The organism is Pseudomonas asiatica (assembly GCF_009932335.1).
In the GTDB taxonomy this organism is placed as follows: domain Bacteria; phylum Pseudomonadota; class Gammaproteobacteria; order Pseudomonadales; family Pseudomonadaceae; genus Aquipseudomonas; species Aquipseudomonas asiatica.
Map to the genome: position 1 here is coordinate 571,086 of NZ_BLJF01000003.1, position 15,040 is coordinate 586,125.

Below are 15,040 nucleotides of genomic sequence, written 5' to 3' on the forward strand. Positions count from 1 at the left end.
CGCAGGTGCTCGGCTGGCTGGCCATGGCCGAGAGCTCCAGCCGCTTCAGGCAGCTGGCGCCAGTGCTGGTGGCCTTGGCGTTGTTCGGCCTGGGCTGCGCCATACGTCTGCCTGCAGCGCTGCAACAGCAGGCGCAGGAGGAGGCTCGGCACGCCGAGTTGAACGAACAGCATTCAGCCGGCGCGGTGCAACTGGCCGAGTTGGAGCAACTCCACGCGTCGGTAACCATCGCCGAGCAACGCTTGCGCGAGGCGCACTGGCACCTGGCGGCCGGTGAGGGCATGAGTGACCTTCTCGAGCGTCTGGCGGCTTCGGGGCACGCGCATGGCTTGCTGATCGAGCGCTTCGACGTTCATGAAGACGAACAGCAGGCCGGTTTCCGCCAGGTGCCGCTGGAGTTACAGGTGGTGGGGCGATACGCGGCATTGCGCCAGTGGCTGGGTGACTGGTTGGGCCAGGCGCGTGTTTTGCGTAGTGGTGACCTGCAACTGGCTCCAGCAGATGGCAAGCCTGGGCTGCTGCGCCTGCAGTTGCGGGTTGATGCCTATCAGGCGCTGGCGCCAGTGCCGCAGCCTGCGATGCTAGCGCGCATGCCAGCCAGGGGCGGGACGGCAGCGCCCGCAGTCGACCCGTTTGCGCCTGGAGCGACGCGATTGTCGGCCAGCGGGTTGGCCGGCGTGCCTTTGGCGCAACTGGAGATGGTCGGCAGCCTGTCACGTGGAGCGGAACACGAAGCACTGCTGATGGCGGCGGGCAGGCTCTATCGCGTACGCCCTGGGGACCGGGTCGGGCGTGACCAGGGGGTGGTGGCGAGAGTTGATCAATCCCAGGTCGAAGTACGCGAACGGCTGTTCATGGCAGGGGGGTGGCATGAACGCACGGCGTTCATCACGCTGGCAAAGCACCTGGGCAAGGAGGCCCCGGACGACGATGAAAAGATTGATGAAATGGATGCTGGCAGCCCTGCTGCCGTTCCCGCTGGCGTCGGCAATGCCTTATCAGGGTGAACCACTGTCGCTGAACTTCCAGGATGTGGAAGTGCGCTCGGTGCTGCAGGTGCTGGCTGACTATGCCGGTGTCAACCTGGTTGCCAGCGATGCCGTGCAGGGTAGCGTCACCTTGCGCCTTGAGGATGTTCCATGGGACCAGGCGCTGGATCTGGTGCTGCGCAGCAAGGGCTTGGCCCGGCGACAGGAGGGCAATGTGCTGTTGGTGGCGCCCGCGGCGGAGTTTGCCGCGCAGTCTGTCGATGCCCATGTGGGCCAGGCGCTGGATGCACAGTTGCAGCCGTTGCGTCGGGAGCTGTTGCCCATTCATCACGCCAAGGCCGCCGAGCTGGCAGAGCTGCTGCTGGCGAGCCTGGCGGATGACGGCATCCTCAACGGTCGGGGCAGCCTGAGTGTCGATGAGCGCACCAATACGCTGGTGGTGTACCAGCCGGCAGACCGCCTTGCCGAACTGAGGCAGCTGGTGGCGCAGCTGGATGTGCCGGTGCGTCAGGTGGCGATCGAGGCACGTATCGTCGAGGCCAACGTCGATTACGAGAAAAGCCTGGGGGTGCGCTGGGGTGGGCCGCTGTATGTCGAGAACCCGCGCCCGGGCAAGGATCTGTTCGTCGATCTCGGGGTGGAGCGGGTGGGCGGTAGCATCGGTCTGGGCTTGTTGCGTGGCGATGTGCTGCTCGACCTGGAACTCAGTGCCATGGAAAAGAGCGGCAACGGCGAAATCATCTCGCAGCCCAAGGTGGTCACGGCCGACAAGGAAACGGCCAGGATCCTCAAAGGCACCGAGGTGCCGTACCAGGAAACCAGCAAGAGCGGCGCCACCTCGGTAGCGTTCCGCGAAGCCTCGTTGTCGCTGGAAGTGACCCCGCAGATCACTCCGGACAACAAGGTGATCATGACCGTCAGGGTGACCAAGGACGAGCCGGATTACGTCAATGCCTTGAACAACGTACCGCCGATCCGCAAGAACGAGGTCAATGCGAAGGTTCGCGTGACGGACGGAGAAACGATCGTGATCGGTGGCGTGTACTCGACTTCGCAAAACAATGTGGTCGACAAGGTGCCATTTTTCGGCGATCTGCCGTATGTTGGGCGGCTGTTTCGACGCGATGCATTACAAGAGAAAAAATCCGAGCTGCTGGTCTTCCTGACTCCGCGTATCATGAGTGACCAGGCGATTGCTGTGAGTCGTTGATTCTGTGCGAAATTTGATACTTGTGGGGCCCATGGGTGCTGGTAAAAGCACCATCGGACGCCTATTGGCCAAAGAGCTGCGCCTGCTGTTCAAGGATTCCGACAAGGAAATCGAACTGCGATGCGGCGCCAACATCCCGTGGATTTTCGACAAGGAAGGCGAGCCGGGTTTCCGTGACCGCGAGCAGGCGATGATCGCCGAGCTGTGCGCACTCGATGGCGTGGTCTTGGCGACCGGCGGTGGTGCGGTAATGCGCGAAGCCAACCGCAAGGCCCTGCACCAGGGTGGCCGGGTGATCTATCTGCATGCTTCGGTCGAACAGCAGGTTGGTCGCACCGCGCGTGATCGCAATCGCCCCCTGTTGCGCACCGCCAACCCCGAGGCGACCTTGCGCGCCCTGCTGGAAGCCCGCGACCCGCTCTACCGCGAGATCGCCGACCTGGTGGTAGAAACCGACGAGCGGCCGCCACGCATGGTGGTGATCGATATTCTCGAGCGCTTGCAGCAGTTGCCGCCCCGTTAGCCCGGGACTATTCTCGGCCACCAGCGCCGAGGCGAGGTTCAACGTAACCGCGTAGGTGCCCGAGCGGCGCCGCGCACAAGTACATTGTGGGGATACATGCAGACACTAAAGGTCGACCTGGGCGAGCGTAGCTACCCGATCTACATTGGCGAAGGCCTGCTGGACCAGCCTGAGCTGCTGGCGCCGCACATTGCCGGGCGGCAGGTTGCCATTGTTTCCAACGAGACCGTCGCGCCCCTGTATCTCGAACGCCTGAGCAAGACCCTGGGGGCCTATTCGGTGCTGCCGGTGGTATTGCCCGATGGCGAAGCCCACAAGAACTGGGAAACCCTGCAGCTGATCTTCGATGGCCTGCTGACTGCACGGCACGACCGCCGCACCACCGTGGTTGCCCTGGGCGGCGGCGTGATCGGTGACATGGCCGGCTTCGCTGCCGCCTGCTACCAGCGCGGCGTCGACTTCATCCAGGTGCCGACCACTTTGCTGTCCCAGGTCGACTCCTCGGTCGGCGGCAAGACCGGTATCAACCACCCGCTTGGCAAGAACATGGTCGGTGCCTTCTACCAGCCCAATGCGGTGCTGATAGACACCACCAGCCTCAAGACCCTGCCGGCACGCGAGCTGTCAGCAGGCCTGGCCGAAGTGATCAAGTACGGCCTGATCTGCGACAAACCGTTCCTCGCCTGGCTCGAGGACAATATGCAGGCACTGCGTGCCCTCGACCCGGTGGCGCTGACCGAAGCCATCCGCCGCTCCTGCGCGGCCAAGGCCGCGGTGGTGGGTGCCGACGAGCGCGAGTCTGGCGTGCGCGCCACGCTGAACCTGGGGCATACCTTCGGGCATGCCATCGAGACCCACATGGGTTACGGCGTGTGGCTGCACGGCGAAGCCGTGGCGGCGGGCACGGTGATGGCCCTGGAGATGTCCATGCGCCTTGGCTGGATCGACCAGGCCGAGCGCGATCGCGGAATCCGCCTGTTGCAGGACGCAGGTTTGCCGGTGGTGCCACCACAGGAAATGACCCCGGCGCATTTCATGGAGCACATGGCGGTCGACAAGAAAGTGCTCGACGGCCGCCTGCGTCTGGTGCTGCTGCGCCAGATGGGCGAGGCCGTGGTGACCGACGACTATCCGAAAGAGATTCTACAGGCCACGTTGTCGGCGGATTACCGCGCGATCGTGGCCCAGCTTTGAGGTTGTGACAGCGCAATGACCAGTTTGCATGCCGATGAGGCCTTTCTCGACCATTACCAGTTGAGCCATGATCCGTTCGCGCCCCGCGTGCCCGGCTTCAAGTTCTTCCCGGCCCAGCGCAAGCCCGTGCTCGGCCAGCTGCATCACCTGGCGCGCTACAGCCAGCTGATGCTGGTTGTCACCGGCCCGCTGGGCAGTGGCAAGACCCTGCTGCGCCAGGCCCTGGTGGCCAGTACCAACAAGCAGGCGGTGCAGAGCGTGGTGGTGTCCGCCCGTGGCGCCAGCGATGCCGCCAGCGTACTCGGCCAGGTTGCACAGAACCTGGATGTGGCCGAGGCCGAAATGCAGGCGATCCTGGCCAAGGTGGTGCAACTGGCACTGACCGGCCAGGAAGTGTATTTGCTGGTGGACGATGCGGAACAACTCGACGAGTCGGCACTCCAAGCGTTGCTGGAATTGGCGGCGGGTGTACCGGAAGGGCGCCCGCACGTGTTCCTGTTCGGTGAGCCGTCGCTGATTGCCGGGCTGGACGAGATCAATATCGAGGAAGAACGCTTCCACATCATCGAACTCGCCCCCTACAGTGAAGAAGAAACCCGCGAGTACCTGGAGCAGCGCCTGGAAGGTGCTGGCCGGGGCATCGAGGTGTTCAGCCGTGAACAGATCGTCGATATCCATGAAAACTCCGACGGCTGGCCTGGCAACATCAACCAGGTCGCCCGTGACACTTTGATCGAAGCCATGATCGCCAGCCGCTCGACGGCCAAGCGACCATCCATGGGGTTCAAGATGCCTAAAAAACATGTGCTCGCGCTGTCCGCTGTGGTTGTGGTCGCCGTTGCGGCCGCGGTGTTGATGCCGAAGAAAGGTGACAAGGCACCTGCCGAAGCGCCGGCCGCCCAGGCCCAGCTGCCGCTTGGCGAGGGCCAGGCCAATGGTGGCAATCCCGCCATCGAGTTCTCGGGTTCGTCCCAGCCGATGCCGCTGCCGCTGGTTGGCCAGTCGCAGCCGGTGATGCGCGAGCCACTGGCCCAGGCCGCGGGCATGGGCGAGGGTGAAGAGGGCAGCCCGGCCGGTGATACCGCCCTGCAGCCAGGCAACCCGCCGCCAACCGTGACCACCATCGCGCCGCCGCAAGGTGTGCCAGCGGGCCCTGCACCGGTACCTGCCCAGCCAGTAGCCGCGGCGCCAGCCCAGCCAGTACAGACGCCACCGCAGCCGGTTGCGCCTGCGCCAAAACCTGTCGCAACCCAACCTGCCAAGCCGGTTGCGCCTGCCAAGCCTGCACCAGCACCAACCCAGGTCCCCGTGGCCAAGCCGGCCGCCAAGCCTGTCGAGAAGCCGGCAGCCGGTGGCAGCGGCAACAGCGGTTGGTACGCCGGGCAGAAACCGGGCAATTATGTGGTGCAGATCCTGGGTACCAGCTCCGAGGCTTCGGCTCAGGCGTTCGTGAAGGCTCAAGGTGGCGACTATCGCTACTTCAAGAAAAACCTGCAGGGCAAGCCGCTGTACGTAGTCACTTACGGCAACTTCGCCAACCGCGACGCAGCGGTTGCGGCAATCAAGAACTTGCCAGCGAAGGTCCAGGCTGGTAAACCTTGGCCACGTACCGTCGCCAGCGTCCAACAAGAGCTGGCCTCGGCCCGCTGATACCTTCCGGGCGGCACCACCCCGCCGCCCAGTTGCTGAGCGATTACTGACTTTCGACTAGCCTGCTGCGTTGTCACGCGGCAGGCTTTTCTGTCCCAGGCTGCCGGCCACAAGCCTTACTTGCAGTCATGGCTGAAACGCTTCAGACTCGAGCCAAGCCGCTATCACGGCGCATGGCGCAAAAACATTCAAAATTGCGACATAAATTTTCAATGGTGAGACATGAAAATTTGTGGGCATCGCTGTCGCTGTGCAACAATGGTTTTCCATGGCCACCGCAAAAAAGCTGGCGTTTGATCGGCGTGGATGGTAAGTGGTTGTTAAAAAAGAGATTTACCTCCGTTGAGAGGTGAACCTGGTGAGAATGTGTCTATGAAAACAGGTCTGTACCATCCCGAAGAATTCAAGGACAACTGTGGTTTTGGCCTGATCGCCCATATGACGGGCGAACCGAGCCACCACCTTCTGCAAACCGCCATGCAGGCACTGACCTGCATGACCCACCGCGGCGGTATCAACGCCGACGGCAAGACCGGTGACGGTTGCGGTCTGCTCATGCAGAAGCCCGATCAATTCCTGCGTGCCGTGGCCCAGGAGCACTTCGCCGTCGAGCTGCCCAAGCAGTACGCCGTCGGCATGGTGTTCTTCAACCAGGACCCGGTCAAAGCGGAAGCCGCCCGCGCCAACATGGACCGCGAAATCCTCGCTGCTGGCCTGAAACTGGTCGGCTGGCGCAAGGTGCCGATCGATACCAGCGTGCTCGGCCGCCTGGCCCTTGAGCGCCTGCCACAGATCGAGCAGGTGTTCATCGGCGGTGAAGGCCTGAGCGACCAGGAATTCGCCATCAAGCTGTTCAGTGCCCGTCGCCGTTCGTCCGTGGCCAACGCCCACGACGCCGACCACTACATCTGCAGCTTCTCGCACAAGACCATCATCTACAAAGGCCTGATGATGCCGCGCGATCTCGCGGCCTTCTACCCGGACCTGGGTGACGAGCGCCTGCAAACCGCGATCTGCGTGTTCCACCAGCGCTTCTCCACCAACACCCTGCCGAAATGGCCGCTGGCGCAGCCGTTCCGCTTCCTCGCCCACAACGGCGAGATCAACACCATCACCGGCAACCGCAACTGGGCCATGGCCCGTCGCACCAAATTCGCCAACGACCTGATCCCCGACCTCGAAGAGCTCGGCCCGCTGGTCAACCGCGTCGGCTCCGACTCCTCTAGCATGGACAACATGCTGGAGCTGATGGTCACTGGCGGCATCGACCTGTTCCGTGGCGTGCGCATGCTGGTACCGCCAGCTTGGCAAAACGTCGAGACCATGGACGCCGACCTGCGTGCCTTCTACGAATACAACTCCATGCATATGGAACCGTGGGATGGCCCGGCCGGTATCGTCATGACCGAAGGCCGCCATGCGGTGTGCCTGCTCGACCGTAACGGCCTGCGCCCGGCGCGCTGGGTGACCACCAAGAACGGCTACATCACCCTGGCGTCGGAAATCGGTGTCTGGGACTACAAGCCCGAGGACGTCATCGCCAAGGGCCGCGTTGGCCCGGGCCAGATCTTCGCCGTGGACACCGAAACCGGCCAGATCCTCGACACTGACGCCATCGACAACCGCCTGAAGTCGCGCCACCCGTACAAGCGCTGGCTGCGTCAGCACGCCACGCGCATCCAGGCGACGCTGACCGATGACCAGGGCGTGGCCAGCTACGACGCCGACCAGCTCAAGCAGTACATGAAGATGTTCCAGGTCACCTTCGAAGAGCGTGACCAGGTACTGCGCCCGCTCGGCGAGCAGGGCCAGGAAGCGGTCGGCTCGATGGGTGACGATACGCCGATGGCCGTTCTGTCGCAGCGCGTGCGTTCGCCGTACGACTTCTTCCGCCAGCAGTTTGCCCAGGTGACCAACCCGCCGATCGACCCGCTGCGCGAAGCGATCGTCATGTCCCTGGAAATCTGCCTGGGCGCCGAACGCAACATCTTCCAGGAATCCCCCGAGCACGCTTCGCGGGTAATCCTCAGCTCGCCGGTCATCTCGCCCGCCAAGTGGCGTTCGCTGATGAACCTGGAGCGCGAAGGTTTCGACCGCCAGCTGATCGACCTCAACTATGAAGAGAGCGTCGGCCTGGAAGCGGCCATCCGCAACATCGCCGACCAGGCTGAAGAAGCCGTGCGCGCTGGCAAGACCCAGCTGGTGCTGAGCGACCGCTACATTGCCCCTGGCAAACTGCCGGTGCACGCCTCGCTGGCCGTTGGTGCGGTACACCACCGCCTGACCGAACAGGGCCTGCGTTGCGACAGCAACATCCTGGTGGAAACCGCCACCGCCCGCGACCCGCACCACTTCGCCGTGCTGCTGGGCTTCGGTGCCTCGGCCGTTTACCCGTACCTGGCCTATGAAGTGCTGGCTGACCTGATTCGTACCGGCGAAGTGCTGGGCGACCTGGACGAAGTCTTCAAGTACTACCGCAAGGGCATCTCCAAGGGCCTGCTGAAGATCCTGTCGAAGATGGGTATCTCCACCATTGCCTCGTACCGTGGTGCGCAGTTGTTCGAAGCCATCGGCCTGTCCGAGGAAGTGGTCGGCCTGAGCTTCAAGGGCGTTTCCAGCCGCATCAAGGGTGCGCGTTTCGCAGACCTGGAAAGCGACCAGAAGCTGCTGGCAGCCGAAGCCTGGAGCGCGCGCAAGCCGATCCAGCAAGGCGGCCTGTTGAAGTTCGTTCACGGTGGCGAGTACCACGCCTACAACCCGGATGTGGTCAACACCCTGCAGGCTGCCGTGCAGCAGGGCGACTATGCCAAGTTCAAGGAATACACCACGCTGGTCGACCAGCGCCCGGTGTCGATGATCCGCGACCTGCTGAAGGTGAAAGTGGCTGACCAGCCGCTGCCGCTGGAGCAGATCGAGCCGCTGGAGGCGATCCTCAAACGCTTCGACTCCGCCGGTATTTCGCTGGGTGCACTGTCGCCGGAGGCTCACGAAGCGCTGGCCGAGGCGATGAACCGCCTGGGCGCGCGTTCCAACTCTGGCGAGGGCGGTGAAGACCCTGCGCGCTACGGCACCATCAAGAGCTCGAAGATCAAACAGGTGGCCACCGGCCGCTTTGGCGTGACCCCGGAGTACCTGGTCAACGCCGAAGTGCTGCAGATCAAGGTTGCCCAGGGCGCCAAGCCCGGTGAAGGCGGCCAGCTGCCAGGCGGTAAGGTCAACGGCCTGATCGCCAAGCTGCGTTACGCGGTACCGGGCGTAACCCTGATCTCGCCACCGCCGCACCACGACATCTACTCGATCGAAGACCTGGCCCAGCTGATCTACGACCTCAAGCAGGTCAACCCGCAGGCCCTGGTTTCGGTCAAGCTGGTGGCAGAAGCCGGCGTCGGCACCATCGCCGCCGGTGTGGCCAAGGCCTATGCCGACCTGATCACCATCTCCGGCTACGACGGTGGTACCGGTGCTTCGCCGCTGACCTCGATCAAGTACGCCGGCGCCCCATGGGAGCTGGGCCTGGCCGAGACCCACCAGACCCTGCGCGGCAACGACCTGCGCGGCAAGGTACGGGTACAGACCGACGGCGGCCTGAAGACTGGCCTGGACGTGATCAAGGCAGCCATCCTCGGCGCCGAAAGCTTCGGCTTCGGTACCGCGCCGATGATCGCCCTGGGCTGCAAGTACCTGCGCATCTGCCACCTGAACAACTGCGCTACCGGCGTGGCCACCCAGAACGACAAGCTGCGCAAGGACCATTACATCGGCACCGTCGACATGGTGATCAACTTCTTCACCTTCGTCGCCGAAGAAACCCGTGAGTGGCTGGCCAAGCTGGGCGTACGCAGCCTCGGCGAGCTGATCGGCCGTACCGACCTGCTCGACGTGCTGCCAGGCGACACCGAGCGCCAGCAGTACCTGGACCTGACGCCGCTGCTGGGCAGCTCGCACATCCCGGCTGACAAGCCGCAGTTCTGCGAAGTCGACAAGAACCCACCATTCGACCAGGGCGAGCTGGCCGAGAAGATGGTGGAAATGGCCATGCCGGCCATCCGCGACCAGGCCGGTGGCGAGTTCAGCCTCGACATCTGCAACTGCGACCGCTCGATCGGTGCGCGGGTCTCGGGTGAAATCGCCCGCCTGCACGGCAACCAGGGCATGGCCGCGGCACCGATCACCTTCCGCTTCAAGGGCACTGCGGGCCAGAGCTTCGGCGTGTGGAACGCTGGTGGCCTGAACCTGCACCTGGAAGGCGATGCCAACGACTACGTCGGCAAGGGCATGACCGGTGGCAAGGTCACCATCGTGCCGCCAGCCGGCAGCCCGTTCGAAACCCAGCACAGCGCCATCGTCGGCAACACCTGCCTGTATGGCGCCACTGGCGGCAAACTGTTCGCCGCCGGTACTGCTGGCGAGCGCTTCGCTGTACGTAACTCCGGCGCCCACGCTGTTGTCGAGGGCACTGGCGATCACTGCTGTGAGTACATGACCGGCGGCTTTGTCTGTGTGCTGGGCAAGACCGGTTACAACTTCGGTTCTGGCATGACTGGCGGCTTCGCCTACGTGCTCGACATGGACAATACCTTCGTTGACAAGCTCAACCATGAGCTGGTGGAAATCCAGCGTATCAGTGGTGAAGCGATGGAGGCCTACCGCAGCCACCTGGCGCGGGTCCTTGCCGAGTACGTGGAAGAGACCGGCAGCGAGTGGGGGCGTGAGCTCTCGGAGAACCTGGACGACTACGTGCGGCGCTTCTGGCTGGTCAAGCCGAAGGCAGCCAACCTGAAGCAACTGCTGTCCAGCACCCGTGCCAACCCGCAGTAACAACAGCTGCAAGTGACGGCCCCGTGCGCGGGGCCCGTCGTGCTCAAGTGATCGTCTTGCAGCTTGCAGCCTGAGGCTGGCAACTGCGGTAAAGAGGTTTTGAAAAATGGCTGAACGTCTGAACAACGACTTCCAGTTCATCGAAGTGGGCCGCAAGGACCCGAAGAAAAAGCTGCTGCGCCAGCGCAAGAAGGAGTTCGTGGAAATCTACGAGCCGTTCAAGCCGCAGCAGTCCGTGGAGCAGGCGCACCGCTGCCTGGGCTGCGGTAACCCGTATTGCGAATGGAAGTGCCCGGTACACAACTTCATCCCCAACTGGCTGAAGCTGGTTTCCGAAGGCAACATCCTGGCTGCGGCGGAGCTGTCGCACCAGACCAATACCCTGCCGGAAGTGTGCGGCCGCGTATGCCCGCAGGACCGTCTGTGCGAGGGTGCCTGCACCCTGAACGACGGCTTCGGTGCGGTGACCATCGGCTCGGTGGAGAAGTACATCACCGACACCGCCTTCGCCATGGGCTGGCGCCCGGACATGTCCAAGGTCAAGCCAACCGGCAAGCGCGTCGCCATCATCGGTGCAGGCCCGGCCGGCCTGGGCTGTGCCGACGTGCTGGTACGTGCCGGCGTGACCCCGGTGGTGTTCGACCGCAACCCGGAAATCGGCGGCCTGCTGACCTTCGGTATTCCCGAGTTCAAGCTGGAAAAGACCGTGCTCAGCAACCGCCGTGAAGTGTTCACCGGCATGGGCATCGAGTTCCGCCTGAACACCGAGGTGGGCAAGGACGTGACCATGGAGCAACTGCTCGCCGAGTACGACGCGGTGTTCATGGGCATGGGTACCTACACCTACATGAAGGGCGGCTTCCCGGGCGAGGACTTGCCGGGCGTGCATGATGCGCTGGACTTCCTGATCGCCAACGTCAACCGCAACCTGGGCTTCGAGAAGTCGCCGGAAGACTTCGTCGACATGCAGGGCAAGAAGGTGGTGGTATTGGGCGGTGGTGACACCGCGATGGACTGCAACCGCACCTCGATCCGCCATGGCGCCAAGTCGGTGACCTGCGCCTATCGCCGTGACGAGGCCAACATGCCGGGTTCGCGTCGTGAGGTGAAGAACGCCAAGGAAGAGGGCGTGAAGTTCCTCTACAACCGCCAGCCTATCGCCATTGTCGGCGAGGACAAGGTCGAAGGCGTGAAGGTGGTCGAGACCCGTCTCGGCGAGCCGGATGCCCGTGGCCGCCGCAGCCCGGAGCCGATCCCGGGGTCTGAAGAGATTCTGCCGGCCGATGCCGTGGTCATCGCCTTCGGCTTCCGCCCAAGCCCGGCGCCTTGGTTTGAGCAGCATGGCATCCAACTGGACAGCCAGGGCCGCGTGGTTGCGCCGGAGAAAGGCAAGTTCAAGCACCAGACCAGCAACCCGAAAGTGTTTGCCGGCGGCGACATGGTGCGTGGGTCGGACCTGGTGGTGACGGCTATCTTCGAAGGGCGTACTGCTGCTGAAGGCATTCTGGACTACCTGGAAGTCTGATTGATTGTCGGGGCCGCTTCGCGGCCCATCGCGACACAAGGCCGCTCCTACAGGGGATCGCGTACTTCCTGTAGGAGCGGCCTTGTGTCGCGACGGGCTGCAAAGCAGCCCCAAAGGCATTTTTGTATACAAAAATCCTTGATCCATGGCATCCAATAGACAAAACGCATGGCCTTGACCGTGCCTTTTGCGCTGGCGTCTGAGAAAATGCCCGCACTATTTTTCCGGATGCCGACATGACTGCCCTGAAGAACGATCGTTTCCTGCGTGCACTGCTCAAGCAACCCGTAGACGTCACCCCGGTGTGGATGATGCGCCAGGCCGGCCGCTACCTGCCGGAGTACCGCGCCAGCCGCGCCAAGGCCGGTGACTTCATGAGCCTGTGCATGAACCCGCAGTTCGCCTGCGAGGTCACCCTGCAGCCGCTGGACCGCTACCCGCTGGACGCGGCGATCCTGTTCTCGGACATCCTGACCATCCCCGATGCCATGGGCCTGGGCTTGTACTTCGAAAGCGGCGAAGGCCCTCGCTTCAAGAAGGTCATCAGCACCCCGGCCGACATCGAGGCGCTGCCAATCCCCGACCCGCAGAAAGACCTCGGCTATGTGATGGACGCGGTCAGCACCATCCGCCGTGAGCTCAACGGCCGCGTGCCGCTGATCGGCTTCTCCGGCAGCCCGTGGACCCTGGCCACCTACATGGTCGAAGGCGGCTCGTCGAAGGACTTCCGCAAGACCAAGGCCATGGCCTACGACAACCCGCAGGCCCTGCACCTGCTGCTGGAAAAGCTGGCCCAGTCGGTCACCAGCTACCTCAACGGCCAGATCCTCGCTGGTGCCCAGGCCGTGCAGATTTTCGACACCTGGGGCGGCAACCTGTCGGCGGCGGCCTACCAGGAGTTCTCCCTGGCCTACATGCGCAAGATCGTCAGCGGCCTGATCCGCGAGCACGAGGGGCGCAAGGTGCCGGTGATCCTGTTCACCAAGAACGGCGGCCTGTGGCTGGAAAGCATCGCCGAAGCCGGTGCCGACGCGCTGGGCCTGGACTGGACCTGCGAGATCGGCGATGCTCGCCGCCGCGTGGGTGACAAGGTGGCGCTGCAGGGCAACATGGACCCGACCGTGCTGTACGCCAAGCCCGAGGCCATCCGCAAGGAAGTGGCGCGTATCCTGGCCAGCTATGGCCACGGCACGGGCCATGTGTTCAACCTGGGCCACGGCATCACACCGGAAGTCGACCCGGAGCACGCTGGCGTGTTCATCAACGCCGTGCATGAGCTGTCGGCGCAATACCATCAGTGAGTCGATCGCTGAACACGAAGCCCGGCCATGTGTCGGGCTTTTTGTTCATTAAGTTTTAATTCAGCGATCATCGTTAATCTGGTCCCATCGAAACCGAAACAGGACCTGATCCTCATGAAAGCACGTTACCTTGCGATGATTCTTGCCCCCTTGTTCAGCACTGCCGCCCTGGCTGCCGGCTACACCGGTCCGGGCGCCCAGTCGGTGACCACCGTAGCTGCGGCCAACGATGCAGCCGACGACACCCCAGTGGTGCTGCAAGGCTTCGTGACCAAGAAGATCAACAACGACGACAAGTACGAGTTCAAGGACAACACCGGCACCATCACCGTGGAAATCGATGATGAAGACCTGCCGCCGACGCCGTTCAACGACAAGACAAAGGTCAAGCTGACCGGTGAGGTGGAGAAGCACCTGATGAGCCGGGAGGTGGATGTGGATATGGTCGAGATCATCAACTGATCCGAGATTTTGGGGCTGCTTTGCAGCCCATCGCGACACAAGGCCGCTCCTACAGGGAATCGCGTTCCGCTGTAGTAGCGGCCTTTTGTCGTGATGGGGTTCAGCCCGATTTCGGTGGCAACTTGCTCAGGTGCAGCGCCACCAGCAACGCCACCGCCAGCAGGCTGCCAATGAACAGCCCGATGCCATTCCAGCCCCACTGGTGCCAGAACACCCCGCCCGCCGTACCGGCCACGCTCGACCCGGCGTAATAGCTGAACAGGTACAACGACGACGCCTGTCCCTTGGCCTTCAAAGCCCTGCGGCCGATCCAGCTGCTGGCCACCGAGTGCGCGCCAAAAAAGCCGAAGGTGAACACCAGCATACCGACGATCACCATCACCAGCGGGCTGGCCAGGGTCATCAGCAAGCCGCCCGCCATCACCACGATACTGGCCCAGAACACTTTGCGCCGGCCCAGTTTATCCGCCAGTGCACCGACCTGCGCCGAGCTGTAGATGCCCGACAGGTAAACCACCGACAGCAAGCCGACCAGCGCCTGGTTCATGTGATACGGCTCGGCCAGCAGGCGGTAGCCGATGTAGTTGAACAGGGTGACGAAGGCTCCCATCAGCAGGAAGGCTTCGAGGAACAACCAGGGCAGGCCGGCATCCCTGAAGTGCATGACGAACCCATCCAGCAGGCTGCGTGGGTTCATCGACTGCGGGCGGAAATTGCGCGATTCGGGCAGCACCTTCCAGAACACCAGCGCCGCCACCAGGGCCAGGCCGCCGATGGTCAGCATCGCCGTGTGCCAGCTGACGAAGTCGATCAGCACGCCGGTGATCAGGCGCCCGCTCATGCCGCCAATGGCGTTGCCGCCGATGTACAGGCCCATGGCCAGGCCGATGTGCTGCGGGTGGATCTCTTCGCTCAGGTAGGTCATCGCCACCGCCGCGAGGCCGCTCAGCGACAGGCCGACCAGAGCGCGGGTGGCCAGTACCAGCTCCCAGCTCGGCATCGCCGCGCTGGCCAGGGTGGAAAGGGCGGCGCAGGCCAGGGCAAACACCATCACCGGCTTGCGCCCGATGCGGTCGGAGATAGGGCCGGTGATCAGCAGGCCGAACGCCAGCATGGCTGTGGAGACCGACAGCACCAGGCTGCTCTGCGCCGCATTGATGGCAAATTCCTTCGACAGCAACGGCATCATCGGCTGCACGCAGTACAGCAGGGCGAAGGTGGCGAAGCCGCCGCTGAATAGCGCCAGCACGGTCTTCATGAAGGCGGGGGTGCCTTTTTCGATCCACATTTCGTTCAGCGGGGCAGGTTCTGGCTCGGCGGGAAGGGGAGCTACAGCAGTTTTCACGGGCGGGTACCTCTGGCGCAATG

General features: G+C 63.4%; 10 protein-coding genes. 9 read left to right on the forward strand and 1 reads right to left on the reverse strand.

The annotated features are described in order from the left end of the window. Positions 1 to 5 precede the first annotated feature (5 nt). The 9 genes from GYA95_RS25215 to GYA95_RS25255 all read left to right on the forward strand — a co-directional run bounded on the left by GYA95_RS25215 (position 6) and on the right by GYA95_RS25255 (position 13,672). Positions 6 to 1,007 (forward strand): pilus assembly protein PilP, encoded by a 1,002-nt coding sequence (locus GYA95_RS25215; protein WP_043936291.1) that lies wholly within the window; start codon positions 6 to 8, stop codon positions 1,005 to 1,007. Next, positions 931 to 2,199, forward strand: a complete 1,269-nt coding sequence (locus GYA95_RS25220) for a type IV pilus secretin PilQ (RefSeq protein WP_080604909.1) — start codon at positions 931 to 933, stop codon at positions 2,197 to 2,199. The genes GYA95_RS25215 and GYA95_RS25220 overlap by 77 nt, the downstream gene beginning before the upstream one ends. A 4-nt stretch (positions 2,200 to 2,203) precedes the next feature. Next, positions 2,204 to 2,722 (forward strand): shikimate kinase AroK, encoded by a 519-nt coding sequence (aroK, locus tag GYA95_RS25225; protein WP_015272136.1) that lies wholly within the window; start codon positions 2,204 to 2,206, stop codon positions 2,720 to 2,722. A 96-nt stretch (positions 2,723 to 2,818) separates the two neighbouring features. Continuing rightward, positions 2,819 to 3,916: a 3-dehydroquinate synthase gene (gene aroB / locus GYA95_RS25230; protein ID WP_015272135.1), complete on the forward strand. Its 1,098-nt coding sequence runs from the start codon at positions 2,819 to 2,821 to the stop codon at positions 3,914 to 3,916. Positions 3,917 to 3,931: 15 nt separating this feature from the next. Continuing rightward, complete coding sequence (locus tag GYA95_RS25235) at positions 3,932 to 5,566, forward strand: SPOR domain-containing protein (RefSeq protein WP_015272134.1); 1,635 nt, start codon at positions 3,932 to 3,934, stop codon at positions 5,564 to 5,566. Positions 5,567 to 5,938: 372 nt separating this feature from the next. Beyond that, the gene (gltB, locus tag GYA95_RS25240) at positions 5,939 to 10,384 is read left to right on the forward strand and encodes a glutamate synthase large subunit (protein ID WP_013974600.1); all 4,446 of its coding nucleotides are present in this window, start codon (positions 5,939 to 5,941) and stop codon (positions 10,382 to 10,384) included. Positions 10,385 to 10,490: 106 nt separating this feature from the next. Continuing rightward, positions 10,491 to 11,909 carry an FAD-dependent oxidoreductase gene (locus GYA95_RS25245; RefSeq protein WP_015272133.1) on the forward strand — a complete coding sequence of 473 codons (1,419 nt, stop codon included), beginning with the start codon at positions 10,491 to 10,493 and terminating at the stop codon, positions 11,907 to 11,909. Between the two features lie 236 nt (positions 11,910 to 12,145). Further along, positions 12,146 to 13,210, forward strand: a complete 1,065-nt coding sequence (hemE, locus tag GYA95_RS25250) for a uroporphyrinogen decarboxylase (RefSeq protein ID WP_015272132.1) — start codon at positions 12,146 to 12,148, stop codon at positions 13,208 to 13,210. Positions 13,211 to 13,324: 114 nt separating this feature from the next. Then, complete coding sequence (locus tag GYA95_RS25255) at positions 13,325 to 13,672, forward strand: YgiW/YdeI family stress tolerance OB fold protein (protein WP_015272131.1); 348 nt, start codon at positions 13,325 to 13,327, stop codon at positions 13,670 to 13,672. A 100-nt stretch (positions 13,673 to 13,772) separates the two neighbouring features. Here the strand turns inward: GYA95_RS25255 and GYA95_RS25260 are convergent, their stop codons facing one another. Further along, complete coding sequence (locus GYA95_RS25260) at positions 13,773 to 14,960, reverse strand: MFS transporter (RefSeq protein WP_015272130.1); 1,188 nt, start codon at positions 14,958 to 14,960, stop codon at positions 13,773 to 13,775. Positions 14,961 to 15,040 lie beyond the last annotated feature (80 nt).